Raw genomic sequence first — 26,749 nt, 5'->3', positions numbered from 1 at the left:
ACTGGCACCTCCGCGCACAAGCGCACCGAGCCACGAGGAGCAGGCGATGAGCACCACGGACAGCCAGGACGGCCAGGTCGAGCAGCAGGAGCAGCGCGCGGCTGCCGCCGCTGCTGCGGCCGCCGGCACCCGGCTCGACCCGTGGCGCTCGAGCTACGCGGGTCGCGCCCACCACCTGCGCGCGTCCGAGGTCCGGTCGCTCTTCGCCGTCGCGAACCGGCCCGAGGTGGTCTCCCTCGCCGGGGGCATGCCGAACATCGCCGACCTCCCGCTGGGGAACCTGGGCGACATGATCGGCCGGATCGTCGCCGAGTCCGGTACCCGTGCGCTGCAGTACGGCGGCGGGCAGGGCGAGGAGGAGCTGCGCGAGCAGATCGTCGAGGTCATGCGGTACTCCGCGATGCACGCGCACCCGGACGACGTCGTCGTCACCACCGGGTCGCAGCAGGCGCTCGACCTCGTCACCGGGATCTTCATCGACCCGGGCGACGTCATCGTGGCCGAGGCGCCGAGCTACGTCGGCGCGCTCGGCGTGTTCCGGAGCTACCAGGCCGACGTCGTCCACGTGCCGATGGACGACGACGGCCTGATCCCCGAGGAGCTCGAGCGGATCCTGGGCGAGCTCAAGGCCGCCGGCCGCACCGTCAAGCTCCTCTACACGGTGCCGAACTTCCACAACCCGGCCGGCGTCACGCTCACCCTCGAGCGGCGCCCCCGCATCGTCGAGATCGCGCGCCGACACGGCGTCCTCATCATGGAGGACGACCCGTACGGGCTGCTCGGCTTCGACTCCGACCCGCTGCCCGCCCTCAAGTCCTACGACGAGGACGCCGTCGTCTACCTCGGCTCCTTCTCCAAGACGTTCGCACCCGGCCTGCGGGTCGGATGGGCGTACGCCCCGCTCGCCGTGCGCGAGAAGCTCGTGCTCGCCGCGGAGTCCGCGATCCTCTCGCCGTCGGTCATCAACGAGATGATCGTGACGCGATACCTCCAGGAGTTCGACTGGTACGGGCAGGTCAAGTCGTTCCGCGAGATGTACCGCGAGCGGCGCGACGCGATGCTCGGCGCGCTCGGAGAGCACCTGCCGCACCTGTCCTGGACCGTCCCGACCGGCGGTTTCTACACGTGGCTCACCCTCCCCCGCGGACTCGACGCCAAGGCGATGCTGCCCCGCGCGGTTACCAACCGGGTCGCCTACACCTCCGGTACGGCGTTCTTCGCGGACGGCACCGGCCAGGACCACATCCGACTGTCCTACTGCTTCCCGACGCCAGAACGCATCCGGGAGGGAGTCCGTCGCCTCGCGGACGTGGTCCGCGCGGAGAGCGACCTCGTCGAGATGTTCGGGACGGCGGACGACATCCCCACCCCCGGTGAGCGCACGATCGACGTCCCGGGCGCCGACGCCAGCTGACCCAACGCCCGGGCCGGCCCGGGCATCCCACGACAGCCCACAGCGACGACGGTCGAAGGACCGCACGGAGACGAGGAGCAGGAGATGGACGACGCGGCCGCCGCACCGGCGCCCGGAGGTGCAGGAAACCCCGAGGAGCTGACCGTCGCCGTGGTGAGCGGGGGGCTCACCCACGAGCGTGACGTCTCGATCCGGTCGGGACGGCGTGTGGGCGGTGCCCTGCGGTCGGCCGGCGCACGCGTCGAGATCCTCGACCTCGACGGCGCCCTGCTCGAGCGGCTCGCGGCCCTCGATCCCGACGTCGTGTGGCCCGTGGTCCACGGCGCCGAGGGTGAGGACGGCTCGCTCCAGGACCTCCTGGGCGTGCTCGGCCTGCCGTTCGTCGGCTCGAGTGCCGCCGGGGCCCGCCTCGCGTCAGACAAGCCGGTGTCGAAGGCGGTCCTCGAGCACGCCGGGGTCGCCACGCCGTCGTACGTGGCACTGCCCCAGTCGCTGTTCCGAGAGGTCGGTCCGCGCCGAGTGCTCGACGCCGTGGTCGGCCGCCTCGGGATGCCGCTCGTCGTCAAACCGGCGGCCGGTGGCTCTGCCCTGGGGGTCACCCTCGTCGAGGACCGGGCTCAGCTGCCGGGCGCGATGGTGGCCTGCTTCGCCTACGGCCCTGACGCGCTCATCGAGCGTGCGGTCGACGGGACCGAGGTCGCCGTCTCGGTGGTCGACCTCGGGGACGGGCCTGTCGCCCTGCCGCCCGTCGAGATCGCGACATCGGACGGCCCCTACGACTTCGACGCCCGGTACAACCCCGGCCGCGCCGAGTTCTTCGTCCCTGCCCGGCTCTCCGCCGACGTGGCGGCCGAGGTTGCCCGGACCGCGACGACCGTGCACACCGCCCTGGGGCTGCGTGACCTCTCCCGGATCGACATGATCGTCGACCACGACGGGCGCCCCTGGGTCATCGACATCAACGTCGCCCCCGGCATGACGGAGACCTCGCTGTTCCCCCAGGCGGCGTCCAAGGGCCCGACGACGGCGGAAGAGCTCTACCTGGCACTGGCCCGCCGCGCCGTGGAGCGCGGAGCGAACGGCTGACGCAAGGCTCTACCGGCGGCCACGGCGACAGAATGTCGCCAGCCATCCCCCTGACCTGGTTCGACGTCGAGTTCTGACGTTTGAGCGCGGGCAGAGCTGTCTGCCCGCGGTCCAGCACGGAGGACTAGTCCGAGTCGACCTGCTCGCCCGGCGCCAGCGTCGCGAGGATGCGGTCGAGATCCTCCACCGAGGCGAAGTCGACCGTGATCCGACCCTTGCGCTGACCCATCGAGACCTTGACGCGGGTGTCGAGCCGGTCGGACAGCCGGCCGGCGAGACGGTCGAGCTGCTCCGAGTGGGCAGCAGGCGCCCGACGCCGACGCAGCTCGGGTCTCGTCGGCCCCTCGCCCATCGCGACAGCCTCCTCCGTCGCACGCACCGACAGCCCCTCGGCCACGATCCGCTGCGCCAGCCGTTCCATGGCGGCACCGTCCTCGAGACCGAGCAGAGCCCGGGCGTGACCGGCCGACAGGACGCCCGCTGCAACCCTCCGCTGCACGAGCGCGGGCAGCTTGAGGAGCCGCAGCGTGTTGGAGATCTGCGGCCGGGACCGGGCGATCCGCCGGGCGAGCTCGTCGTGCGTGCCGCCGAAGTCGTCGAGCAGCTGCTGGTACGCCGCGGCCTCCTCCAGAGGGTTGAGCTGGGCGCGGTGCAGGTTCTCGAGGAGCGCGTCGCGCAGCAGGTCGGTGTCGTCCGTGGAGCGGATGACCGCGGGGATGTCGGTCAGGCCCGCCTGCATCGATGCGCGCAGGCGCCGCTCGCCCATGACGAGCTCGTACCGGACGTCGTCGCTCCGCCGCGGGTCCTGGGTCGCGATCGGACGGACGACCACCGGTTGCAGCACGCCCAGCTCACGGATGGATGCGGCGAGCTCGTCGAGGTCGTCCTCGTCGAAGACCTGCCGAGGCTGGCGGGCGTTGGGGACGATCGAGGAGACGGGCACCTCGGCGTAGGTCGCCCCGGGTACCGGGCGGAGGCCATCGTCGTCGACCGCCACCGAGGCGTCCTCCGACCGGCGCACTGCGGTGGCACCAGCATCCGGATAGGTGCGGTCACCGTCCGAGCTCGGGGTGCCGATCGCTCCGGTCGACGTCCCCGCGTCGTCAGGTATCGCGGTCCTGCCGGAGCGGGACTGCTCGAGCTCCGCCGGCGTCGCTGCTGCGTCGACCGTCGTGCTCGTGCGCATGGAACCCGCCGTCGCCTTGTCCGGAGCGGCGGTCACCGGCGACTCGGCGGATACCGACTCGTCGGGCGCTGCACCAGGCATCGTCTCGAGCGCGTCAGCCGGGCCCGTGACCTGCTGTTTCGTCTCAGCCTGCGCCGTTCCAGGTCCATCGAAGAAGATGTCCGCCGGTCGTGCCGCACGGGTACCTGCGGGCGGTCCGGTGGGGATGAGCGCGCCGATTCCGCGGCCCAGGCCGCGTCGCTTCTCCGCCATGCCCTACTCCTTCGGTGCAGCGCCGCGTACGGCGATCTCGAGCGCGGCCTCACGGTAGGTGAGGGCTCCCGACGACGTCGGGTCGTACGTGATGATGGTCTGCCCGAAACTCGGCGCCTCGGAGATTCGCACGGAGCGCGGGACGGCCGTCGTGAGGACCTGGTCCGGGAAGTGCGTCCGGACCTCGTGCTCGACCTCCCGCGAGAGGTTGGTGCGCTTGTCGTACATCGTCAACAGGATCGTCGAGACGACGAGGTCAGGATTGAGGTGCTCGGTGATGAGGCCGATGCTACGGACGAGCTGCGTCAGTCCCTCGAGCGCGTAGTACTCGCACTGGATCGGGATGAGAACTTCGCGAGCCGCGACGAAGGCGTTGATCGTCAGCAGCCCGAGGCTCGGGGGACAGTCGACAAGAATGTAGTCGATGTTCTCCTGACCTGCGTCTTTGCGATGCTGAACGTAGGCGTCGAGCGCATCGGCAAGCCGACGCTCGCGGTTGTCCTCGGAGACCAGCTCGATCTCGGCACCCGACAGGTCGATCGTCGACGGCACGACCTCGACGCCCGGCAGCAACGGTGCCGGCACCACGACGTCGGCGATGGTCAGCTCCCCCATGAGGACGTCGTACAGCGACTGCGTCCCGGGGTCGTGCCCGGCGCCGAGCGCCGTCGAGGCGTTTCCCTGGGGGTCGTTGTCGACGACGAGAACCCGCAGGCCGCCCTCGGCCAACGCAGCAGCCAGATTCACGGCGCTTGTGGTCTTTCCCACACCGCCCTTCTGATTGGCTACCGTTATGGTCCGCATTTGTGTGGGCTCTGGCATGTCCTTGCCGAACAGGCGCCGTCGGCGCTCCGCCTGCTGAGCGAGCTCCTGTGCGAGCGGCGTCGTTTCGTCGGCATCGAACGTGGTGTGCGAGAGAGCGTCGTCCTGGTCGTCCTCCGGCACGGCCGCAAGTCCGTGGACGTCGTCCTGAGCGGCGTCGGTCGTACGATCTGCCATGCGTCCTGTCTCCAGACCCTGAGGTGTAAGGCTGTCCGAGTCTATGCCGGTTCTGGCGATAACTGATGTCCGTCCACAGCCTGTCCCGTGGCTTGCCACTCACGGAGGAGCAGCTCCATGGGGTGGTGTTCCACGTGGAACACCACCCCCGTGTAGTCGTCATCGTGCACAGAGGTGGTGACGGCACTGTTGTCACCCACCAATCTGTCCGTTCGCCGGGCACCCGTCTTGGCACGCATCGCCGTAGCTGTGCGCACGAGGATGTAGGACGTTCGGTGGTGGGGCACTTGATGCGCGCAATCGGTCGACAACATGAGCGCACCGACCACATATGGTGAGTGCACCTCTGCAGCCAGGCGTCGCGTTCCGCTGGCTACTAGTCGCGGCTTTGTGCTCGCCGGCTGTTTCACGTGAATCCTTCCGGCCGAGGGCACCTATCGGCCGCCACCAGAGTGTTGTTCACCGTCGTATGGACACATCCGTCGCCCCCGCCTGTACCTCGAGCTAGTGCAGCATGAACCATCTGTCGTTGCGTAGCCGCCGACCAAGCTCCGAGGTTGCACAACGACACTGTGCGTACTTGGTTCACGTGAAACGCGACGGGACGGGACGCATGCTCAGGTCTTCGCCGCCTCGAACATCCAGCAACGATGCGATATATCGGCCACGCCAGAAGCAGGGTGCCGGCCTCTTGCGGCGTTCACTCGGGGACCACCTGGCTCGCCCGTTCGGAGTTCTACTCTCAGTGCTCGAGCACCGCTCCAATGGATTGATCCCGTTTCACGTGAAACCGTGCTGTCGTGCCTACATCGACCAACCGCGTCGTGCCTGGTTCCACCGTCCGTCGCGAGGCAGCGCCTCGAGCACCGTGAGCACTCATGGTCAGGTGCCAGCACGAGCACTACTTCTGTCGTGCCACCACCGAGTCATCGACGCGGTCACCGGACGTTCGACAGCGCATCTGCAGCTTGATTCGCTTCAGAGTTTGGGCGACACCGGTTTCACGTGAAACTCGAGATCGCCACTTGACCGCTCGGGCCCAGCACTGAACCAGGCGGCTTAGCGGAGCCACGCCTCATCGACGGACTCCTGGAAGACACATGGCCTCCGACCTATGGGCCAGGATTGCTGGCGACCCGGGGAGCTCAACAGCAGAAGCAGCGCACGTGCCTGCCGGCAAAGGATGCCCACAGGGATCCGGGCCGAGACCGGGGGACCGCCGCACCACCCTCTTGAGAACCAGTACCCGGCACCGACGCACCCCCACGATCCGCACGCAGCGCGCCTCGGCGCCGGCCACCCGGCGCACCTGTGGCATGCACACCACCATGGGTCGACATTGCGGAGTGCAGAGCCGAGACAACTCAACCGCGATCTCTCGGGACGCCCCCCAACCTGGAGGCGGCTCCGTGGCCAGCAGCACTCCCAGAAGGCAGCCTCGCGGCACCACTCAACTGGCCGAGCGCAAAACTCATGCAGTCACACAAACCATGCATAGGCATCGATCCACCGAGATCGACGAGGCCAACCGCGCGGCCCGTCCGCGCGTTCCGGGGACGCAAGATAGTCAACGCTTGTTGACAACTACCACGGTCGTGCTCTCGCCGCCCGGGACCGGAGTCACCGACTCGACGGTCGTGCTCGCGGCACCAAGCTTGCGCAGGACCTTCCGCGCCTTCTCCACCTCGATGCTCGCCCGCTCACCCTTGAGCGCGACCAGACGCCCGCCACCTGCCACCAGCGGCATCGTCCATCGGGAGAGCCTGTCGAGAGCCGCGACTGCACGCGCCGTCACCACCGACGCCTTGAGGACCCCGTGCATCTCCTCCGCACGAGCCCGATGAATCTCGACGTTGTCGAGACCGAGCTCATCGACCACGTCGTGCAGCCAGTCGACCCGCCGCTCCATCGGCTCCACGAGGTGGACCGCTGCGTCCGGTCGCAACATCGCCACGACCACACCGGGGAACCCCGCACCTGAGCCCACGTCGACGACCGAGTCGTCCTCGGACACGAACTGAGCAACGGCGGCGGAGTTGACGATGTGCCGACTCCACAGGCGCGGTAGTTCCCGCGGGCCGATGAGACCTCTGAGCTCACCTTCCTCGGCGAGCATCTGGGCGAAGTGCTGGGCGGGTGCCCAGGCAAGATCGAACAGCTCGGCGACCCCGGCGCCCGGGACCTCAACCGCACTCTCGGCAGCCTCGAGGTCGACGTCAGACGACACCGGATCACCGTCCTCAGCCGCACTCGCGACACCGGAAGGGACAGCAGCCGGTGAACCGGCGCCGGCCGTCTGAGCCGCACTCTCGACACCTTCGGGTCCGTCACCCGCAGGGGCGCCGGCGAGGGAGCGGTCGGGCTGCTCGTCGTCGTGACGCACGGGATCAGGCAGGTCGGATGACCACGTGCCGGCGCGGCTCCACGCCCTCGGAGTCCGACACGAGCCCGGCGGCGGAGACCGCGTCGTGCACGATCTTCCGCTCGAACGGGTTCATCGGCTCGAGGGCCACGTCCTCCTTGCTCGTACGGACCCGCTCGATCGCCTCCTCCGCCAGCGCGGTCAGCGACACCCGTCGACCCTCCCGGTAACCGGCGATGTCGACCATGATCCGCGACCGGTCACCCAGCTTCGCCTGCACGGCGAGCCGGGTGAGCTCCTGGACGGCATCGAGCACGTGGCCGTCGTCGCCGACCAGGCGCGAGAGGTAGCGGTCGCCGTCCTCCTCGGACACGATCGAGACGGCCGCGCGGCCGTGGTCGACCTCGATGTCGATGTCGCCGTCGAGGTCGGCGATGTCGAGGAGCTCCTCGAGGTAGTCCGCCGCGACGTCCCCCTCCTCCTCGAGCCGGCTCACCCGAGAGGACCGGGTGGGCTCTGCGTCCTTCGCGTCGTCGGCCGTCTGCCCGTCGTCGGCCGTCTCCTTCGTCGGGGCCGCCGTCGCCTGCTCATCCGGCGTCGTCGTCTCCTGCGTGGTACCGGCGTCGTCGCCGGCAGCGGTCTCCTCGGTGGTGAGGTCGTCGTTCACGATGTGCTCCTTCGTCCGACGCCCTCGGGGGCGCCTGCCATGTGGTGGGGCCTCGCCCGGGTGTCCAACCCCGGTCCGGGCCGGTGGTGTCAGTTCTTCTTCGCGCCGCCGGAGGACGAGCCGCCCTCGCGCTTGCGCCGCTTCTCGGCCGCGAGCCTGCGCTCGGCCTGCCTGCGCTCGTACCGCTTCTGCGCGCGCTCGGCGGCGGTCAGACCATCCTTGCCGCGGACCTCGAACTCGCCGTCGTCGCCGGCCTCATCGGCGGAGCCTGCCGCGTCGTCGGCGGCCGTCGCGCCCGCCACCTCGGTCCCACGCTTGGGCTGCGGCTTGCGCTGACCGGCAGACGCGCTCCGCTTGAGGGTCGGGATCTCCTCCTCGAGCGGGGGAAGTCCCTTGCGCGCACGCTTGGCGTTCTTCTTCTCCACCATCGCCTTGTAGGCGTCGGAGCCCGGGGTCGGCTGCCGCTTGATCGTGTAGAACTGCTGGCCCATCGACCACAGGTTCGAGATGAACCAGTAGATGAGGACACCGATCGGGAAGTTGACGCCGGTGACGGCGAAGACGACCGGGAGGATGTACAGCAGGATCTGCTGCTGCCGGAACATCGGGCTCTCGAGCGCCGCCGGCGGCATGTTCTTCATCGTCAGCTGACGCTGCGTGAAGAAGGTCGACAGCGACATCGCGATGATGAGGACGACCGTGACGACCCGGACCGACGTGAGGTCGGCGTCGAGGTTCGCCGCGCTGTCGCCGAACGTCTGCATGAAGGTCGACGAGATCGGTGCGCCGAAGAGCAGGGAGTTCTCGGCCTCGCGGGCGAGGTCCTGGGTCAGCGGGCCGATGGCGTCGGAGGTGCCGGCCGCGATGTTGTCGAGCGAGTTGAGCACCGAGAACAGACCGAAGAAGATCGGCATCTGCAGCAGGAGCGGCAGACAGGAGGCGAACGGGGACGTGCCGGCGTCCTTGTAGAGCGCCTGCATCTCCTCCTGGAAGCGCTGCCGGGAGGCCGGGTCCTTCTTGTTCTTGTACTTGTCCTGGAGCTTCTTCAGCTCCGGCTGCACGAGCTGCATCGCCCGCGAGGCACGGATCTGCCGGAAGAAGAGCGGGATGATGAGGATCCGGACCACGACCGTGAGGCCGACGATCGAGATGATCCAGGCCCAGCCGGACCCCTCGGGGAACCCGACGGCGACGGCGCCGTCGTGGATCAGCACCATCACCCAGGCAACGGCCCACCTGATCGGCGCGAGAATGGCATCCATCAGCCCGGTGACTCCCTATAGGTCCTGCGGCGTGCCGTCGCACGCCCCTCGATCTGTCCCCCCGAGGGTAGACGCACCGGGAGGTCCGGGCGTCGTCGGGTGCCCGGGGCCACCCGTGCCCGCCTGGTGAGGCTGCTCACCCGGCTCGTCCGGGTCGGGCAGCGGGACACGCCTGCCGACCCAGGCTCCGCGCTCGGGCACGTGGTCGACCCCGCCCCGTGACCAGGGGTTGCACCGCAGCACCCGCCACACGGCGAGGAGCAAACCCTTGCCCGCACCATGCGTCCGCAGGGCCCCGACGGCGAACGCCGAGCACGAGGGGTAGTAGCGGCACGTCGGCGGGAACCAGGGGGAGACGATCAGCTGGTAGCCACGGACCGCCTTGAGGAGCAGCCACGTGATCGGCCCGACCCGGCCGCGCTCCAAGCGGCTGCCCCCTCGGTCGTCACCCTCGGCGTGCTGGTCCCCGCCGACCACGCGCCGGCGATCGTCGTCGGCCCGCCGCTGTGCACCGCCTCCCGGAGATCGCTCCCGGCCCGGGCCCTCCTCAGGCATGCCCCGGTGCCACGGCGTCGGTGGTCCGCGTCCGCTCGATCTTCCGGGCGGTGCCGCGCAGCGCCCGCTCGAGGTCGACCGAGAGCTCGGCGGAGGTCGCCCCGGCGGCGCGCGGCAGGGCGCGGACGACGACCCGCGTGCCCGGCTCGAGGCCGGCGACCCGGTCAGCCATCAGGTGCCGCAGGCGCCGCTTGACCTCCGTGCGGACCACAGCCCCGCCGACCCCCTTGGAGACGACGAAGCCGACGAGGACGGGGTCCTCGTCGGCGGTCGGTCGCCTGTGGACGACGAGTCGGTCGCTGCCGGCCCGCACGCCCTTCCGGACGGTCGCGGTGAAGTCGGCCGCGCGGCGCATCCGGTGGTGCGCCGGAAGCACGACTCAGGCGGAGAGCTTCGCGCGGCCCTTGGAACGGCGCGCGGAAAGGATGGCGCGGCCGGCGCGGGTGCGCATCCGCAGACGGAAGCCGTGCACCTTGGACCGGCGACGGTTGTTCGGCTGGAAAGTCCGCTTGCTCACGGCTGGTACCCCTGACGTGTCTCGACGTGCTGGCTGGCCCTGGAGGATCCGACCCCCGCGCTCGAGCCCTGACGGGCGCGCGCACGGGCCCGACCTCGGGCCCAGGTTTGAGTGGTGTCCACACGAGTGGACGCCCCAGGCTACGGGCGGCGGCCGCACCCGGTCAACGGCGTGCGGGCGTGACCTGTGGAACGTCGTCGTCCACGGATTGCCCCCCGCCCGCCGGCGCCCGGCTCCGGGATCGGCACGGTGCCGCGCCTCGTGCGCCCCGACCGGATGCGCACAACTGTGGAGAACTATGTGGATGTGGCCGTTCCGTGACACAGTAAGGGACCCGTCCGGCACCGGTCGGGCGACTGGTGCGCAAGGAGTGGTGTGGGCGTGGCGGAATCCATCGCCGAGGCATGGCAGCTCGCCGTCTCGCGTCTCTCGGACAGCGGCGACATCCGCCCGGCGCAGCTCGCCTTCGTCCGTCAGGCCCGGGCCCTGGGGATCATCGACGACACGCTGCTGCTCGCCGTCGGCTCGGACCTCGCCAAGGACTACCTCGAGATGCAGGCGCGCGAGCAGATCATCGCCGCGATGTCTCAGATCCACGGCAGCACGGTCCGGATCGCGGTCACTGTCGACCCCTCCCTGCTCGACGAGCCCACGCCGCCGCGGCCCACCGTCACCGAGCTCCCTGTCCCGCCGAGCGCCGCCACCCCGCCGCGGCCGGTCCCGCCCGCCGACCGGGGGAACGAGCAGCGCCCCACCCCGGACCGGTCCTCCCAGAGCCGGGGCATCTCGCACGCCGAGGACAACGGCGAGCAGGCCTCGCGGCTCAACCCCAAGTTCACGTTCGAGACCTTCGTGTCGGGTTCGTCGAACCGGTTCGCCCATGCGGCGGCGACGGCCGTCGCCGAGTCGCCGGCGAAGGCCTACAACCCGCTGTTCATCTACGGCGGGTCGGGGCTGGGCAAGACGCACCTGCTGCACTCGATCGGCCACTACGCCCGCAACCTCTACCCCGGGATCCGGGTGCGCTACGTGAACTCCGAGGAGTTCACGAACGACTTCATCAACTCGATCCGGGACGACAAGGCCGAGTCGTTCCAGCGGCGCTACCGCAACGTCGACGTCCTCCTCATCGACGACATCCAGTTCCTCGGCGGCAAGGAGCAGACGGTCGAGGAGTTCTTCCACACCTTCAACACGCTGCACAACGACTCCAAGCAGGTGGTCATCACCTCGGACGTCCCGCCCAAGCAGCTCAACGGGTTCGAGCAGCGGCTGGTCTCGCGCTTCGAGTGGGGGCTGCTCACGGACGTCCAGCCGCCCGACCTCGAGACGCGCATCGCGATCCTGCGCAAGAAGGCGGAGAACGACGGCCTCAACGCCGCGCCCGAGGTGCTCGAGTACATCGCGTCCCGGATCTCCACCAACATCCGCGAGCTCGAGGGCGCCCTCATCCGCGTGACCGCGTTCGCCAACCTCAACGGGCAGGACGTCGACCGGCCGCTCGCCGAGATGGTCCTCAAGGACATCATCACGGACCCCGCGAGCGAGGAGATCACGCCGAGCCTCATCATGGCGCAGACAGCGGACTACTTCTCGATCTCGCTCGAGGCGCTCACCTCCGCCGACCGCTCCCGTGTCCTCGTCACCGCGCGGCAGATCGCGATGTACCTGTGCCGCGAGCTCACCCAGCTCTCGCTGCCCAAGATCGGGCAGCTGTTCGGCGGGCGCGACCACACGACGGTCATGCACGCCAACCGCAAGATCAAGGACCTCATGGCGGAGAAGCGCCAGATCTACAACCAGGTCTCCGAGCTCACCGCCCGTATCAAGAACCGCGCCCGCGAGGGGTGACCTCGGCCGCGGCGGCGAGAACCACACCACCGGTCGACCGTGTGGACGACCCTGTGGGTCGGCGTGGACGAGCGGGCCCCCATCCGTGCACGAGCTGGGGACGACGGCGCCGCCCCGGTGGACGGACGAATGACATCCACGGACCGTGTCATTCGTCCACGCCGCCGTCCGCAGCGTCGTCCACATGAATGACAAGCCCCTGACCTGGCACGACGACGACGATCCCCAGGTTCCACAGGTGCGATGACGATGACGAACCCTAGATCTCGGACTTTGTCGTTCATCCGCACAAGCCGACGATCCCCCCTCGGACCGACATCGACCGTCCCCGTCCCCAGCCGCCCCCGCCACCGACCGCAAGGAGCTCCCGAGCACGTAAGGTGTGCGGTGCGCCGCACCCTCGCCGATGGAGAGCGCACCAGTCTTGAGAGAAAGTGATCCACCGTGAAGTTCAGGGTTGACCGCGACGTCCTGGCCGAGGCCGTGTCCTGGACGGCACGCTCGCTGCCGGCACGTCCCCCCGTCCCCGTCCTCGCCGGTGTCCGCATCGAGGCGGCCGACGGACAGCTGACGCTCGCCACCTTCGACTACGAGATCTCCGCGCGCTCCGTGGTCGAGGCCGAGGTCGAGACCGCCGGGACGGTCCTCGTGGTGGGGCGCCTCCTCGCCGACATCTGCCGCTCGTTGCCGGCCAGGCCGGTGGACGTCGAGGTCGACGGGACGCGCGTCACGCTCACCTGCGGCGCCTCGCGGTTCACCCTGACGTCCATGCCGGTCGAGGAGTACCCGGCGCTGCCGGCGATGCCGGACACGGCGGGCACGATCGACGCCGACGTGCTGGCCGAGGCCGTGGCCCAGGTGACGACCGCCGCCTCCCGCGACGAGACGCTGCCGCTGCTCACGGGCGTCCGCGTCGAGATCGAGGGCGACACGATCACGCTGCTCGCCACCGACCGGTACCGGCTCGCGATGCGCGAGCTGCCCTGGCACCCCGCCGGGGACGAACCAGTCTCGGCCGTCGCGCTCGTCCGCGCCCGCACGCTCTCCGACGTCGCGAAGTCGCTCACCTCCGCGGGGGCTGTCGAGGTCGACCTCGACACCTCCGGCGCCGGCTCGCTCATCGGCTTCGAGGCCGGCGGCCGCCGCACGACCTCGCTGCTCGTGGACGGCGACTACCCGCCGGTGCGCCGCCTCTTCCCCGACGAGACGCCGACCCACGCGGTCGTCGACGCGGCCGAGCTCATCGCCGCGGCCAAGCGCGTGAGCCTCGTGGCCGAGCGCAACACCCCGATCCGCCTGTCGTTCACCGAGGGGCAGGTCGTCCTCGAGGCCGGTCAGGGGGACGACGCGCAGGCGTCGGAGGCCCTCGAGGCCACCCTCGTCGGCGAGCCGATCACCACCGCGTTCAACCCGGTCTACCTGCTCGACGGGCTCGGCGCGCTCACGCGCCCGCTCGCCCGGCTGTCCTTCACCCACCCCTCCAAGCCGGCGACCCTCACGGGACAGGACGAGGCCGACGGCGAGGACTCCGGAGAGTTCCGCTACCTCCTCATGCCCATCCGCTTCGCCGGCTGATCGGCCGGTCAGACGAAGGAGTTCGCATGCACCTCGGGATGATCGGTCTGGGCCGCATGGGCGGCAACATGGCCGAGCGGCTGCGAGCCGCGGGACTGACCCTCACGGGCTACGACCGCGACCCGGAGGTGTCCGACGTCGCCACCCTGGCCGAGCTGGTCGAGGCCCTGCCCGCCCCGCGGAACCTGTGGGTGATGGTCCCGGCCGGCGACCCGACGCGCGGCACCCTCGCCGAGCTCGCCGAGCTCCTGGACGAGGGCGACCTCGTGGTCGAGGGCGGCAACTCGCACTTCGAGGAGGACCAGGCGAACGCCGCCCGGCTCGCGGAGAACGGCATCCACTACGTCGACACCGGGGTCTCCGGCGGCGTCTGGGGCAAGGAGGTCGGCTACGGGCTCATGGTCGGCGGCTCGCCCGAGGACGTCGAGCGGCTCATGCCGGTCTTCGACGCGCTGCGCCCCGAGGGTCCCCGCGAGGAGGGCTTCGTCCACGCCGGCCCGGTCGGCGCCGGCCACTTCACCAAGATGGTCCACAACGGCATCGAGTACGGCCTCATGCAGGCCTACGCCGAGGGCTACGAGCTCATGCACGCCCGCGACGACCTCGTCGACGACCCGGGCGCGGTCCTCAACGCCTGGCGCCGGGGCACGGTCGTGCGGTCCTGGCTCCTCGACCTCATGGTGCTCGCGCTCGACGGCGACCCGGACCTCGACGACATCCGCGGCTACGTCGAGGACTCCGGCGAGGGCCGGTGGACGATCGACGCCGCCATCGACGCCGCGGTCCCGGTCCCCGCGATCTCGGCCTCGCTGTTCGCCCGCTTCACCTCCCGCCAGGAGGACTCGCCCGCGATGCGCATGGTCGCGGCGATGCGCAACCAGTTCGGCGCGCACGCCACCAAGCCGGCGCAGGACCCCGCCGGAGAACCGCCGGTGGGGCCCGCCACGAGCTAGGTGCGGGTCACCGACCTCGCGCTGAGCGACTTCCGCTCCTACCGCGAGCTCGTGCTGGCCCTCGAGCCGGGAGTCACGGCGTTCGTCGGACCCAACGGGCAGGGCAAGACGAACATCGTCGAGGCCGTCGGCTACCTCGCCACCTTCAGCTCCCACCGGGTGGCGGCGGACACGGCGCTCGTCCGCCGAGGGACGCCCGGCGCCGTCGTGCGGGCGAAGGTGCGTGACGACGACCGGGACACCCTCCTCGAGGTGGAGATCATCGCCGGCCGGGCCAACCGCGCGCGGCTCGACCGGCACCCCGCCCGCCCGCGGGACCTGCTCGGGCACCTGCGGCTCGTCGTGTTCGCGCCCGAGGACCTCGAGCTCGTCCGCGGCGACCCCTCGGGGCGGCGGCGGTACCTCGACGACCTCCTCGTCCAGCTGCGCCCGCGACTGTCCGAGGTGCGTCAGCGCTACGACCGGGTCCTGCGTCAACGCGTCGCGCTGCTCAAGTCCGCCGGGGCCGCCGCCCGTGCGGGTCGCAGCGTCGACCTGTCCACGCTGGACGTGTGGGACGCCCAGCTCGCCGAGGCCGGTGCCGAGATCGTCGCCGCGCGCGCGGACCTCGTCGCGCGCCTGCGTCCCCACGTCGCCGAGGCCTACGAGCAGGTCTCCGGCGGGCAGGGGGAGGCGCGGATCGACGGGCGGACCTCGCTGGTGGGCGCCGAGGGCGGGCCCGACCCGGACGCGGCCCTCCTCGCCGGGGTCACGGGGCCGGACACCGTCGACGACGACGCCGCCCGCGCGGCTCGCGACCGCGCGGCCGAGCTCGAGGCCGCGCTCATGGACCCGGCCGCCGTCGCCGAGCGGATGCTCGCCGCCCTGGGGGAGGCCCGCCCGCGGGAGGTCGAGCGGGGCGTGTGCCTCGTCGGCCCGCACCGCGACGACCTCGCCCTCGCCCTCGGTCCGCTGCCGGCGCGCGGGTACGCGAGCCACGGCGAGTCCTGGTCGTACGCCCTCGCGCTGCGGCTGGCCGCCTGGCGGGTCCTGCGCGACGCCGCGGCCGAGACCGGCGGGGGCGACCCGGTACTCGTCCTCGACGACGTCTTCGCCGAGCTCGACTCCCGCCGGCGCAGCAGGCTCGCCGGCATGGTCGCCGAGGCCGAGCAGGTGCTGCTGACCGCCGCCGTCGACGAGGACGTTCCCGAGGAGCTCGCCGGCACCCGGGTCGACGTCGCCGACGGGACCGCCACCGTGCGGGGTGCGGCATGAGCGCCGACGGGCCGACCACGGGCGACGACGTCGACGCGGCGGACGTCCTGCCTGCCTCGCCCGACGCGCTCGCGCACGCCGTGCTCGCGCGTGCGCGGGCCGCAGCATGGGACAAGGGGCTGCGCACGACGCCCGCCCCTCGTCGTCGTGGGGGATGGGTGCGCGGAGGGCAGGACGACACGGACGACACCGACGACGGGACGGCGCCGCAGGAGAGCGGGTCCGGCCGGCCGTGGCGCCCGGGGCCCGGACTCGGGTGGGCCGGCTCAGGATCCTCGCCGTCCCGCCGGGACCCCCAGCTCCTCGGCAGCATCGGGGCGCAGCTCGTGCGACGTCGGGGCTGGGGACGCGAGCTCTCCCTCGCGACCGTCGTCACCAGGTGGCGGGAGATCGTCGGTGAGCAGGTCGCGGACCACTGCGAGGTCGAGACCTTCGCCGAGGGGGAGCTCGTCCTGCGCACGTCGTCGACCGCGTGGGCTACCCAGGTGCGGCTCCTGCTCCCGCAGCTCGAGCGGCGGATCGAGGAGGAGGCCGGCGCCGGGACGGTCACGTCGATCACCGTGCTCGGACCGGGCGGGCCGAGCTGGAAGCACGGCCGGTTCGCCGTGCGCGGGGGGCGGGGGCCACGCGACACGTACGGCTGACCCTCGCTCGCCGGCAGTGGCGTGCGACAGCGTGGATGCGGCTGCGAGCAGTGGCGGGGCCGCGGGGCCGCGGGGCTCGCGGCGCGGTGGCGCGCGGTCCCGACGATCCCCCCGGGGCGGCGTGGGACATAACAGCCCACAGCCTGTGGACACAGCCTGTGGATGATTGGGTGGTGAGCGCTGTCCGCGGTAGAATCTCCTGACCGGTCCGGCGTCGTCCGGGGCAGCGCGCCCCGGGGTCGGACACGAGGCGACCGAGGGGGCGGGCACCCGTCCCCGTGTCGTTCGAGAGCCGAGGAGAACCGTCGACCGTGGCAGCAGAGAGCAGCGCATCGTCCCCCGAGACCCCTGCCGACGGGACGGCCGCAGCTGCACCGGGCTCCCCGTCGACCCCCGGCCAGGACCCGGCCGGCTCCGCGCGTCCCCAAGGGCAGTACGGCGCCGAGAACATCCAGGTGCTCGAGGGGCTCGAGGCCGTCCGCAAGCGGCCCGGCATGTACATCGGGTCGACCGGCCCCCGGGGGCTCCACCACCTCGTGTACGAGGTCGTCGACAACTCGGTGGACGAGGCCCTCGCCGGCTACGCGGGCGAGATCTCGGTGACCCTGGGCGGCGACGGCTCGGTGACCGTGGTGGACGACGGCCGCGGCATCCCGATCGACCTCCACCCGACCGAGGGCAAGCCCGCCGTCGAGGTCGTGCTCACCGTCCTGCACGCCGGCGGCAAGTTCGGCGGCGGCGGGTACGCGGTCTCCGGCGGCCTGCACGGCGTCGGAGTCTCGGTGGTCAACGCGCTGTCCCACCGCCTCGAGGTCGAGGTCCGCCGCGAGGGGCACGTCTGGCGGATGTCGTTCGTCGACGGTGTGCCGACCGGCCCGCTGGAGAAGGGCGAGGAGACCACCGCGACCGGGACGACCGTCCGGTACTGGCCCAACGCCCACATCTTCGAGACGGTCGACCACGACTACGAGACGCTGCGCTCACGCCTGCAGCAGTACGCGTTCCTCAACAAGGGCCTCACCCTCTCGCTGACCGACGAGCGGCCCGAGGCGGTCGACTCCGGCGACGAGGTGACCGGGGACGAGGAGGGCACGTCGGACGACCCGGTGCCCGGCTTCCGCACCGTGACCTACCGCTACGACGACGGGCTCGTCGACTACGTCAAGCACCTCAACGCGGCCAAGCGGGTCGAGGTCGTGCACCCCGAGGTCGTCGCGTTCGAGTCCGAGGACACGGACAAGAAGATCTCCCTCGAGCTCGCCATGCAGTGGACCGGCGGCTACAGCGAGTCCGTCCACACGTACGCGAACACGATCAACACGACCGAGGGCGGCACCCACGAGGAGGGCTTCCGCTCGGCGATGACCTCGGTCATCAACAAGTACGCCCGCGACAAGGGCCTGCTCAAGGAGAAGGACGACAACCTCACGGGCGACGACGTCCGCGAGGGCCTCACCGCCGTCATCTCGGTCAAGCTCGGCGAGCCGCAGTTCGAGGGGCAGACGAAGACCAAGCTGGGCAACACCGAGGCCCGGACCTACGTCCAGACCCAGGTGTACTCCCAGGTCGCCGACTGGCTCGACCAGCACCCGAACGAGGGGCGCGACGTCATCCGCAAGGCGCAGTCGGCCGCCGCCGCGCGCCTCGCCGCCCGCAAGGCCCGCGAGGCCACGCGCCGCAAGACCGTGCTCGAGTCGGCGTCCATGCCGGGCAAGCTCAAGGACTGCTCGAGCAAGGACCCGCGCGAGTGCGAGATCTTCATCGTCGAGGGTGACTCGGCCGGCGGCTCCGCCGTGGGCGGCCGCGACCCGCGGATCCAGGCGATCATGCCGATCCGCGGCAAGATCCTCAACGTCGAGAAGGCGCGCCTCGACCGGGCACTCGGCTCGGAGACGATCCGCAACCTCATCACCGCCTTCGGCGTGGGTGTCGGCGAGGAGTTCGACATCGAGAAGCTGAGGTACCACAAGATCGTCCTCATGGCCGATGCCGACGTCGACGGCCAGCACATCGCCACGCTGCTGCTCACGCTGGTGTTCCGCTACATGCGACCCCTGCTCGAGGGCGGCCACATCTACCTCGCGCAGCCGCCGCTCTTCCGCATCAAGTGGACGAACTCGCCCCACGAGTACGTGTACTCGGACAAGGAGCGGGACGCCGTGGTGGCCGACGGCCTGGCGAACGGCAAGCGGCTGCCGAAGGAGAAGGACGGACCGATCCAGCGCTACAAGGGTCTGGGCGAGATGAACGACTCCGAGCTGTGGGACACCACGATGAACCCGGACACGCGCACCCTCAAGCAGATCACCCTCGGCGAGGCCGCGGCCGCGGACGAGATCTTCGCGATCCTCATGGGGGAGGACGTCGAGCAGCGCCGCGGGTTCATCCAGCGCAATGCGCACGACGTCCGGTTCCTCGACATCTGACCCCGCGGTCCCCGTCCGCCCCAGCCGGGCCGGGACCCCGAGCCGCGCACCGCCGTCGCGGCCCCCACCCTCTGGCACACCAGCCGACCGAAGGACACCAGTGAGCGAGACACCCGAGCAGACCGGCGTGACGCAGGTCGACCTGCAGGACGAGATGCAGAGGTCGTACCTCGACTACGCCATGAGCGTCATCGTGGGACGCGCGCTGCCCGACGTGCGTGACGGCCTCAAGCCCGTGCACCGCCGGGTCATCTACGCGATGTACAACGGCGGCTACCGCCCCGAGTCGGCGTTCTCGAAGTCGACCCGCGTGGTCGGCGACGTCATGGGGACGTTCCACCCGCACGGCGACGGCGCCATCTACGACACGCTCGTGCGCCTCGTCCAGCACTGGACGATGCGGTACCCGCTCGCCGCCGGGCAGGGCAACTTCGGCTCGCCCGGCGACCAGGGCGCCGCCGCCCACCGGTACACCGAGGTCCGGATGGCCCCGCTGGCGTTGGAGATGGTCCGGGACATCACCTCCGGAACCGTCGACTTCCAGGCGAACTACGACGGCCGCGACTCCGAGCCGGTCGTCCTGCCGGCGCGCTTCCCCAACCTGCTCGTCAACGGCTCCGAGGGCATCGCGGTCGGCATGGCCACCCGCATCCCGCCGCACAACATGCGGGAGGTGGCGGCCGGCGTCCAGTGGTACCTGGAGAACCCGGAGGCGTCCAAGGAGCAGCTCCTCGGCGAGCTCATGCAGCGCATCAAGGGCCCGGACTTCCCGACCGGCGCCACGATCCTCGGCACGCGCGGCATCGAGGAGGCGTACCGCACCGGACGCGGCTCGATCGTTCAGCGCGCGGTCGTCGAGGTCGAGGAGATCGACGGGCGTACGTGCCTCGTCGCCACCGAGCTGCCGTACCAGGTCAACCCCGACCGGCTGCTGGAGAAGATCGCCGAGTCGGTGAGCGACGGCCGTGCCCCCGGCATCGCCGACGTCCGGGACGAGACCTCCTCGCGGACCGGCACGCGTCTCGTCGTCGTCCTCAAGCGGGACGCCGTCGCGAAGGTCGTGCTCAACAACCTCTACAAGCACACCCAGCTGCAGACGAACTTCCCGGCGAACATGCTCGCCCTCGTCGACGGTGTCCCGCGCACGCTCTCCCTCGACGGGTTCGTGCGCCACTGGGTGACCCACCAGCTCGAGGTCGTTCGTCGTCGTGCGGAGTTCGAGCTCGGCGAGGCGCAGAAGAGGATGCACATCCTCACCGGCTACCTCAAGGCGCTCGACGCTCTCGACGAGGTCATCGCGCTCATCCGCCGCTCGCCCACGGCGGACGACGCGCGCACGGGCCTGATGGACCTGCTCGAGATCGACACCGACCAGGCGGACGCGATCCTCGCCCTCCAGCTGCGCCGGCTCGCCGCGCTCGAGCGGCAGAAGATCCTCGACGAGCACGCCGCGCTCGCCGCGAAGATCGAGGACCTCGAGGACATCATCGCCAGGCCCGAGCGGCAGCGGACGATCGTGTCCGAGGAGCTCGCGACCATCGTCGAGCGCTACGGCGACGAGCGACGCACGACCATCCTCCCGTTCGACGGCGAGATGACGGTCGAGGACCTCATCCCGCGCGAGGACGTCGTCGTGACGATCACCCGCGGCGGGTACGTCAAGCGCACACGCACGGACTCCTACCGGGCGCAGCGGCGCGGCGGCAAGGGCATCCGCGGGACGCAGCTGCGGGAGGACGACGTCGTCGAGCACTTCGGCGTCACGTCCACCCACAACTGGCAGCTGTTCTTCACGACGCTCGGCCGCGTCTACCGCGCCAAGGGCTACGAGCTGCCCGAGGGCGGGCGCGACTCCAAGGGCCAGCACGTGGCCAACCTCCTGGCGTTCCAGCCGGGCGAGTCGATCGCGTCCGTGGTCGACATCGCCGACTACCAGGCCGCGGACTACCTCGTCCTCGCCACCGAGCGGGGCCTGGTCAAGAAGACCCGGCTGTCCGACTACGAGTCGGCCCGCCAGGGCGGCCTCATCGCCATCAACCTGCGCGAGAACGGCGACGGCGAGCCCGACCGCGTGATCGCCGCACGGCTCGTCGACGAGGGCGACGACGTCCTGCTCGTGTCGAAGAAGGGCCAGTCCCTGCGCTTCACGGCCACCGACGACGCCCTGCGCGCCACCGGCCGCGCCACGTCCGGCGTCACCGGCATGAAGTTCCGGGACGGCGACCACCTGCTGTCGATGGACGTCGTCCACCCCGGCGACCAGGTCTTCGTCGTCACCGAGGGCGGCTTCGCCAAGCGCACCGAGGTCGAGGAGTACCGGGTGCAGGGCCGTGGCGGCCTCGGCATCAAGGTCGCCAACCTCGTCGAGGCGCGCGGCGACCTCGTCGCCACCCTCACGGTCACCGACGACGACGAGGTCCTCGTCATCATGGCCGGCGGCAAGATCGTGCGCTCGCGGGTCGACGAGGTCCGCCTCACCGGCCGCAACACCCAGGGCGTCTCGTTCGCCCGGGTCGACGACGGGGACCGCATCATCGCCGTGGCGAAGAACGCCGAGCGCGAGGTCGCCGAGGAGGTCGAGCGCATCGAGGCGGACGCGGAGACCGATGCCGAGTCCGGCGAGACTGCCGATGCCGGCGACAGCCGCGACTCCGGCGAGAACGGGGCCACCCCGTCCCCGGCAGCGGACGACGAGCGGGTAGCGTCTGGCGAGCAGGTGCCGGGGGTCGGCACCGACGACGACGGAGGTGACGCGTGAGCGAGGCATCGACCCGCGACGGAGGTCGGTCGCACACCGCACCGCCGCCGCCCGGTGACGAGCGGTCGCAGCGGTCCTCCTCCGGAGCGCCGGCCCGTTCCTCCGGCTCCGGTCGTGCGCCTTCCTCGAGCTCGCGGCCGAGCGGCAGGTTCGCCGGGGCGCGCACCGCGCGGCTCACGCTCGCCCGCATCGACCCCTGGTCCGCCATGCGGCTGTCCTTCCTGCTGTCGATCGCGGCGGGCATCATGCTCGTCGTCGCGGTCGCCACGGTGTGGTTCGTGCTCGACCGGATGTACGTCTTCTCGGAGATCGAGGAGCTCCTCGCCACGATCGGGTCGGCGAGCTTCCTCGAGCTCATGCAGCTCCTCGAGTTCGACCGCGTGATGTCGCTCGCCGCGATCATCGCCGTGCTCGACGTCCTCCTGCTCACCGTGCTCGGCGCGCTCGCCGCGTTCCTCTACAACCTCGTGGCGGCCCTGGTCGGCGGCCTCTCGGTCACCTTCACGGACGACTGACCCGGCTCCTTCGTCGAGACTGCGGTTGGTGCGCGCCGAGACTGCGGTTGGGCCCCAACCGCACTCTCGACATCAGACGGGTCGAGAATGCGGGGTAGCGACCGAACCGCACGCCCGACATCAGACGGGTCGAGAGTGCGAGGTAGCGGCTCACCCGGACGTTCGGCACGGAGCGGCAGTGCGGGAACTCACGACCGGTGGGGCCCGATCGGGTTGGGGACCACCGCGCACGTGGGCTAAACTCGCACGTCGGCGCGCCACGTACGCGCCTCGCTCGCACCACGCGGGCACGGGCCTGTAGCTCAGTCGGTTAGAGCGCTTCCCTGATAAGGAAGAGGTCGATGGTTCGAGTCCATTCAGGCCCACTCTCCTCACCCTCGTCGCACCGGAGGACCACCATGAAGAAGGTTCTGATCGTCCTGGCCGCCGCGGTGGCCGGATACGCCGTCTGGATCAAGGTGCAGCAGGACCGCGAGGAGCGGGCCATCTGGGCCGAGGTCACGGACGAGCCCAATCCGGCCGACGCCCCGGGCGTCACCCTGCCGACGCAGCCGACCGAGGGCTGACCCGCTTCACGCCGCCGAGTCCTCCTCGGCGGCGGCGCCGGCCGCTAGGGTCGTCGCACGGCACGACCGCCAGGTCGGCCGGCCGGGTCACCGGCATCGAGGGGCCATGGCGCAATTGGTAGCGCACCTGCTTTGCAAGCAGGGGGTTCGGGGTTCGAGTCCCCGTGGCTCCACCAGCACATCGGCACGACGGCGGTCGGACCACGAGGTCCGGCCGTTTCGCCGTTCCGGGGCAGCTGCCGGGTGGTCGGTGCACGCCCGAGAGGGAGGGATGCCACGATGCACGGGTGACGATCGTGCTGGTCGAGGGCGAGAGCGATGCCGTCGCCGTCCGCACCCTCGCCCGGCGCCTGGGGATGACCGAGCCGGAGGTGCTGCCCGTCGGCGGTTCCAAGGGCGCGAGGCGGGCGGCCGGCCGGCACATCGGAGCTCGGCTGCTCGGCCTCGTCGACGCCCCCGAGCGCCGCGACTTCGAGCGCGTCATCGACCGCGTCTTCGTCTGCGACCCCGATCTCGAGTCCGAGCTCATCCGCGCGCTCGGGGTCTCCGGAGTCGAGGCCGTCATCGACGCTCAGGGTGAGCTCGGCTCCTTCCGCCGGCTCCAGCGACAGCCGCAGCAGCGCGGCCGTTCGCAGGCGCACCAGCTCGTGCGGTTCCTCGCCGGCCGGAGCGGCAACAAGGTGCGCTACGCGGCGCTCCTGGCCGAGGCTGTCGCGCTCGACGCCGTCCCGCCGCCGATCGACGCCCTCCTCGCCGCCGTCCGCGACACCGATGGGCGCGGGACCACAGGTGCCGGGGAGCACGCCGAGGGCCTGACCCGGTGACGTCGGACGACATCGTCCACAGGCTCCGCGCGGCGGGTTCGGTCTTCGCGGAGGACGAGGCGGCGCTCCTTCGGCGATCCACGCACGACGACGACACCCTCGAGTCGCTCGTGCGCCGCCGCCTCGGGGGCGAGCCGCTCGAGCACGTCGTCGGCCGGGTCGAGCTTGCCGGCCTCGAGCTGTCGGTGGGACCGGGCGTCTTCGTCCCCCGGCAGCGCACGCGGGCGCTCCTCAACCGCACTCTCGACACGGTGCGGGCGGCGCAAGCGGTGGGTGAGGCGTCCGCTCGGGGCCGGCGCCCGCGCGCGTCGTCGCAGTCGGTGGTGGTCGTCGAGGCGTTCTGCGGCGTCGCACCCGTAGCGACGGCGATCGTGCGGGCGTTCCCGGACGCGGAGATCCACGCGATCGACCGCTCCCCGGCGGCGCTCCGGCACGCACGGACGAACCTCGGTGCCGGTCGCGGCGTCCATCGGGGGGACGTCCTCGTGGGCCTCCCGCAGTACGTGCGCGGACGCGTGGATGTCATCGCGGCCGTTCCGCCCTATGTTCCCGACGGCCGCCTCGACCTCCTCCCGCACGAGGCCCGGGACCATGAGCCGCACGCCGCCCTGCTCGGCGGCGCGGACGGGTTGGACCTCGCCCGTGCTCTCGTCGAGCAGGCACCGTGCTTCCTCGCCGCGGACGGACTGCTCCTCCTCGAGCTCCACCGCTCCCAGGTTGCGGCCGCGGCGACGCATGCCCGGGCGAACGGGCTGGTCGTCGTCGGGCAGGGTTCGACGATCGACACGGACGACGTCGCGGAGAACGACGACGCCGGGTCGGCCCCGCGTCCCGTCGCCACCGGCACCTTCCCGGACGACGACGACCAGCCCGACGACGAGCCCGACGACGAGCCCGACGACGAGCCCGACGACGCCGACCTCCAGACCGTCGTCCTCGAGCTGCACCTGGGCTGACGGTGTCGACGTCCGGCGTCCCTGCCCCGCCCGTCACCGTGCGGGCGCGGCTACCGGTGCGGCCACCCCGCCAGCGCACGGTCGATCGCGGTGCGCGTGCGCGCCGGCACCCGCTCGACCATCTCGACGACCGGCCCGGCGTCGGCGCGCCCTCGACCCGCGGGGAACCTCCACGTCCCGACCGCGACCCCGTCCACGAGGATGGTCGGGCGGAAGACCCCGTTGCGGCCCGGCACGATCGCGTCGAGCATCGCCGCGCTCGCGACGAGGGAGCGGTCCTGGTAACCGAGGATCCACTCGTCGAAGGCGGGGGCGAGGTCGACCCGCGGGGCGCCACGACCGGACGACTCCTCCTCACGACCGGACGCCCGTTCGTCGCGCCCGAGCGCGCCCTCGATCATCCACGCCACCGTCCCGTCGACCTCCACCTCGACGACGTCCTCAGCCTCGGCCGCTGCCCGCCGGACCTGGGTCTTCGGCAGCTTGAGCCACCACGCGAGGTCGGCCTCGGCGACCGGCCCGCGGGCGGCCACGTACCCCCGCAGCACCTGGGCGAGCGCCTGCTCGGGGTCCGCCGCCGAGGTCGGGGAGGACGCCGTGAGCAGCTGCTCGGACCCGCCGTCGACGAACGAGCCCCAGTGGACGTCCCCGTCGATCGCGAGGTGCGCGATGAGGTGGTAGCCGCGGCCGGCGTCGGTGGGGATGCCGGCGTCCGTCCACAGCTCGAGCACCTCGGCGCGGGTCCGGGGCCGCTCGGCCAGCGCCGCACCGAGGACCTCCCTTGCGCGTGCGACCACCGCGTCGTCGAGGCCCAGCTCGCCCCGACGCCGAGCGTCCTGACGCTGGATCCGTTCGGCCGTGAGCGAGAGGAGCGTGGCCAGGTGCGCGGGCGTGGTGGCGAAGAGGGTGCCGCGCATCGGCCAGGACCGCACGATCTCGCCGGCGTCGAAGGCGGCGCGCACGTCGTCGAGCGTGGTCCCGGGGCGGGAGCGGATAGCGACGGCACGGAGCACGCCCGCGAGGTCCTGCCCCTGGAGGGCCACGGCGCGGTCGACGACCTCGGTCGGGGACAGGTCGGAACCGGCGAGCAGGTGGGCGTCGAGCCGGGCGCGCCGGGCCTGGTCCGGGCTGAGGCGAGGCGTCATGCCCGGCACGGTAGCGGGCGCGACCCACGGTGACGGACGGGGGTGATCAGCCGGATCGCTCGTCGCCGTTGTCGTCGTCGCCGTGACCGTTGCCGTTGCCGTTGCCGTTGCCGTTGCCGTTGCCGGTGCCGTCGGTCGCGTCCCGCCGACCGCGCAGCTCCTGGTCCTCCGCCCGCACCTGCTCGATGAGCTCGCGCACCTTCTCGATGCTGCTCCAGGTCGGCGCGTCGTCACCGGCGGCCGCGCCCTCGCGTCCTGTGGCTGCGGCAGCGGCCGGGTCCATCAGCCGGTGGAGACCGACGCGCAGGAGCGCGGGATCGACCTCCACGCCACCGAGCGAGAGGACCGCGGTGCCCTGGTCGAGAGCCGTGAGCAGCAAGGAGACCTCCTCGGCCGTCAGGTCCTCGCCGACCGGTCGGCGGTCGGCCACGTAGCCGGAGTAGGTCCGCACGAGGACGCCGATCCGTTCGCCGATCGCCTCGCGCATCGCCGGGTCCCGGGCGGTCGCGCCGATGAACTCGAGCGTGGCGAGCCCGAACGCCTGCGCCGCCTCCGCCGGGGTCGGCTCGTCGGGATCGTGCTCCTCGACCCCGTCGTACGGGGAGGGCGGGTCCTCGAGCCCGTGGCGACCGGGGTACGTCATCGGGTCCCACCCGGCGTCGTCGGCGAACGCGATGTTGTGGTCCATGACGGCGAGGAACAGCTCCGCCTTGCCGGCGAAGTTGGAGTAGACCGCGCCCTTGGAGTAGCCGGCGTCGGCCGCGATCTTCTCGAGGCTGGCGCCGTGGTAGCCGTCGCTCGTGAAGTTCGCGAGGGCCGAGAGGACGAGGTGCCGGCGCGTGTCCTCGCGCTGCTCGGCCCGGGTGCGTCGTCCCGGTGTCGCCGTCTCGTCGTTCGCCATCCCCTCAACCTAGTTGACGTACCGACAGTACGTGGATACTGTCAGTATCGACATACCGTGAGTATGTCGACGCGGCCCGAC

General features: G+C 71.3%; 23 protein-coding genes and 2 tRNA genes. 15 read left to right on the top strand and 10 right to left on the bottom strand.

What is annotated here, in order from left to right; genetic code table 11:
• The first annotated feature begins 46 nt into the window (after nt 1–46).
• Nucleotides 47–1,414: an aminotransferase-like domain-containing protein gene (locus tag ACZLMO_RS05935; protein ID WP_463653150.1), complete on the top strand. Its 1,368-nt coding sequence runs from the start codon at nt 47–49 to the stop codon at nt 1,412–1,414.
• An 84-nt stretch (nt 1,415–1,498) separates the two neighbouring features.
• Complete coding sequence (locus ACZLMO_RS05930) at nt 1,499–2,500, top strand: D-alanine--D-alanine ligase family protein (RefSeq protein ID WP_463653149.1); 1,002 nt, start codon at nt 1,499–1,501, stop codon at nt 2,498–2,500.
• Nucleotides 2,501–2,624: 124 nt separating this feature from the next.
• Here the strand turns inward: ACZLMO_RS05930 and ACZLMO_RS05925 are convergent, their stop codons facing one another.
• The 8 genes from ACZLMO_RS05925 to rpmH form a co-directional block, all read right to left on the bottom strand.
• Nucleotides 2,625–3,938: a ParB/RepB/Spo0J family partition protein gene (locus ACZLMO_RS05925; protein ID WP_425714010.1), complete on the bottom strand. Its 1,314-nt coding sequence runs from the start codon at nt 3,936–3,938 to the stop codon at nt 2,625–2,627.
• A gap of 3 nt (nt 3,939–3,941) precedes the next feature.
• A complete protein-coding gene (locus ACZLMO_RS05920) occupies nt 3,942–5,036 on the bottom strand; it encodes a ParA family protein (RefSeq protein WP_425714011.1) in 1,095 nt (364 codons plus the stop codon).
• 1,468 nt (nt 5,037–6,504) lie between these two features.
• Nucleotides 6,505–7,164, bottom strand: coding sequence for a 16S rRNA (guanine(527)-N(7))-methyltransferase RsmG (gene rsmG, locus ACZLMO_RS05915; RefSeq protein ID WP_425714012.1), 660 nt, complete (start codon nt 7,162–7,164; stop codon nt 6,505–6,507).
• Nucleotides 7,165–7,324: 160 nt separating this feature from the next.
• Entirely contained in the window at nt 7,325–7,795 is a 471-nt protein-coding gene (locus tag ACZLMO_RS05910; protein ID WP_425714048.1) for a Jag family protein, read from the bottom strand.
• Between the two features lie 260 nt (nt 7,796–8,055).
• Nucleotides 8,056–9,228, bottom strand: a complete 1,173-nt coding sequence (gene yidC, locus ACZLMO_RS05905) for a membrane protein insertase YidC (protein ID WP_425714013.1) — start codon at nt 9,226–9,228, stop codon at nt 8,056–8,058.
• A 15-nt stretch (nt 9,229–9,243) separates the two neighbouring features.
• On the bottom strand, nt 9,244–9,783 hold the full coding sequence (gene yidD, locus ACZLMO_RS05900; protein ID WP_425714014.1) for a membrane protein insertion efficiency factor YidD: 540 nt from the start codon (nt 9,781–9,783) through the stop codon (nt 9,244–9,246).
• On the bottom strand, nt 9,776–10,159 hold the full coding sequence (gene rnpA, locus ACZLMO_RS05895; protein WP_425714015.1) for a ribonuclease P protein component: 384 nt from the start codon (nt 10,157–10,159) through the stop codon (nt 9,776–9,778). Before rnpA ends, yidD begins: the two co-directional genes overlap by 8 nt.
• Nucleotides 10,160–10,162: 3 nt before the next feature.
• Nucleotides 10,163–10,300 (bottom strand): 50S ribosomal protein L34, encoded by a 138-nt coding sequence (rpmH, locus tag ACZLMO_RS05890; RefSeq protein WP_425707255.1) that lies wholly within the window; start codon nt 10,298–10,300, stop codon nt 10,163–10,165.
• Between the two features lie 381 nt (nt 10,301–10,681).
• On the opposite strand from rpmH, the gene dnaA reads away from it, so the two are divergent.
• The 13 genes from dnaA to ACZLMO_RS05825 all read left to right on the top strand — a co-directional run bounded on the left by dnaA (nt 10,682) and on the right by ACZLMO_RS05825 (nt 24,622).
• Complete coding sequence (dnaA, locus tag ACZLMO_RS05885) at nt 10,682–12,151, top strand: chromosomal replication initiator protein DnaA (protein ID WP_463653148.1); 1,470 nt, start codon at nt 10,682–10,684, stop codon at nt 12,149–12,151.
• A 444-nt stretch (nt 12,152–12,595) separates the two neighbouring features.
• Nucleotides 12,596–13,726, top strand: a complete 1,131-nt coding sequence (gene dnaN, locus ACZLMO_RS05880) for a DNA polymerase III subunit beta (RefSeq protein ID WP_463653147.1) — start codon at nt 12,596–12,598, stop codon at nt 13,724–13,726.
• Between the two features lie 26 nt (nt 13,727–13,752).
• Nucleotides 13,753–14,679 carry a phosphogluconate dehydrogenase (NAD(+)-dependent, decarboxylating) gene (gene gnd / locus ACZLMO_RS05875; protein ID WP_463653146.1) on the top strand — a complete coding sequence of 309 codons (927 nt, stop codon included), beginning with the start codon at nt 13,753–13,755 and terminating at the stop codon, nt 14,677–14,679.
• Entirely contained in the window at nt 14,680–15,933 is a 1,254-nt protein-coding gene (gene recF, locus ACZLMO_RS05870; protein WP_463653145.1) for a DNA replication/repair protein RecF, read from the top strand.
• Nucleotides 15,930–16,577, top strand: coding sequence for a DciA family protein (locus ACZLMO_RS05865; RefSeq protein ID WP_463653144.1), 648 nt, complete (start codon nt 15,930–15,932; stop codon nt 16,575–16,577). The genes recF and ACZLMO_RS05865 overlap by 4 nt, the downstream gene beginning before the upstream one ends.
• A 311-nt stretch (nt 16,578–16,888) precedes the next feature.
• A complete protein-coding gene (gene gyrB, locus ACZLMO_RS05860) occupies nt 16,889–19,003 on the top strand; it encodes a DNA topoisomerase (ATP-hydrolyzing) subunit B (protein ID WP_463653143.1) in 2,115 nt (704 codons plus the stop codon).
• 154 nt (nt 19,004–19,157) lie between these two features.
• The gene (gyrA, locus tag ACZLMO_RS05855) at nt 19,158–21,761 is read left to right on the top strand and encodes a DNA gyrase subunit A (RefSeq protein WP_463653320.1); all 2,604 of its coding nucleotides are present in this window, start codon (nt 19,158–19,160) and stop codon (nt 21,759–21,761) included.
• A complete protein-coding gene (locus ACZLMO_RS05850) occupies nt 21,758–22,276 on the top strand; it encodes a DUF3566 domain-containing protein (RefSeq protein WP_463653142.1) in 519 nt (172 codons plus the stop codon). The genes gyrA and ACZLMO_RS05850 overlap by 4 nt, the downstream gene beginning before the upstream one ends.
• 291 nt (nt 22,277–22,567) lie before the next feature.
• Nucleotides 22,568–22,641 (top strand) — tRNA-Ile (locus ACZLMO_RS05845).
• A gap of 33 nt (nt 22,642–22,674) precedes the next feature.
• On the top strand, nt 22,675–22,842 hold the full coding sequence (locus ACZLMO_RS05840; RefSeq protein WP_425714023.1) for a DLW-39 family protein: 168 nt from the start codon (nt 22,675–22,677) through the stop codon (nt 22,840–22,842).
• Nucleotides 22,843–22,942: 100 nt separating this feature from the next.
• Nucleotides 22,943–23,018 (top strand) — tRNA-Ala (locus tag ACZLMO_RS05835).
• 111 nt (nt 23,019–23,129) lie between these two features.
• Entirely contained in the window at nt 23,130–23,666 is a 537-nt protein-coding gene (locus tag ACZLMO_RS05830; RefSeq protein ID WP_463653141.1) for an ATP-dependent endonuclease, read from the top strand.
• Complete coding sequence (locus ACZLMO_RS05825) at nt 23,663–24,622, top strand: N5-glutamine methyltransferase family protein (RefSeq protein WP_463653140.1); 960 nt, start codon at nt 23,663–23,665, stop codon at nt 24,620–24,622. The genes ACZLMO_RS05830 and ACZLMO_RS05825 overlap by 4 nt, the downstream gene beginning before the upstream one ends.
• A gap of 50 nt (nt 24,623–24,672) precedes the next feature.
• Here the strand turns inward: ACZLMO_RS05825 and ACZLMO_RS05820 are convergent, their stop codons facing one another.
• Both ACZLMO_RS05820 and ACZLMO_RS05815 read right to left on the bottom strand, forming a co-directional pair.
• Nucleotides 24,673–25,767, bottom strand: coding sequence for a DNA glycosylase AlkZ-like family protein (locus ACZLMO_RS05820; RefSeq protein ID WP_463653139.1), 1,095 nt, complete (start codon nt 25,765–25,767; stop codon nt 24,673–24,675).
• A 46-nt stretch (nt 25,768–25,813) separates the two neighbouring features.
• On the bottom strand, nt 25,814–26,668 hold the full coding sequence (locus tag ACZLMO_RS05815) for a TetR/AcrR family transcriptional regulator (protein WP_463653138.1): 855 nt from the start codon (nt 26,666–26,668) through the stop codon (nt 25,814–25,816).
• Nucleotides 26,669–26,749 lie beyond the last annotated feature (81 nt).

It is taken from the genome of Georgenia sp. G2120, assembly GCF_055326485.1.
This window is presented reverse-complemented; position numbering and strand designations above follow the sequence as displayed.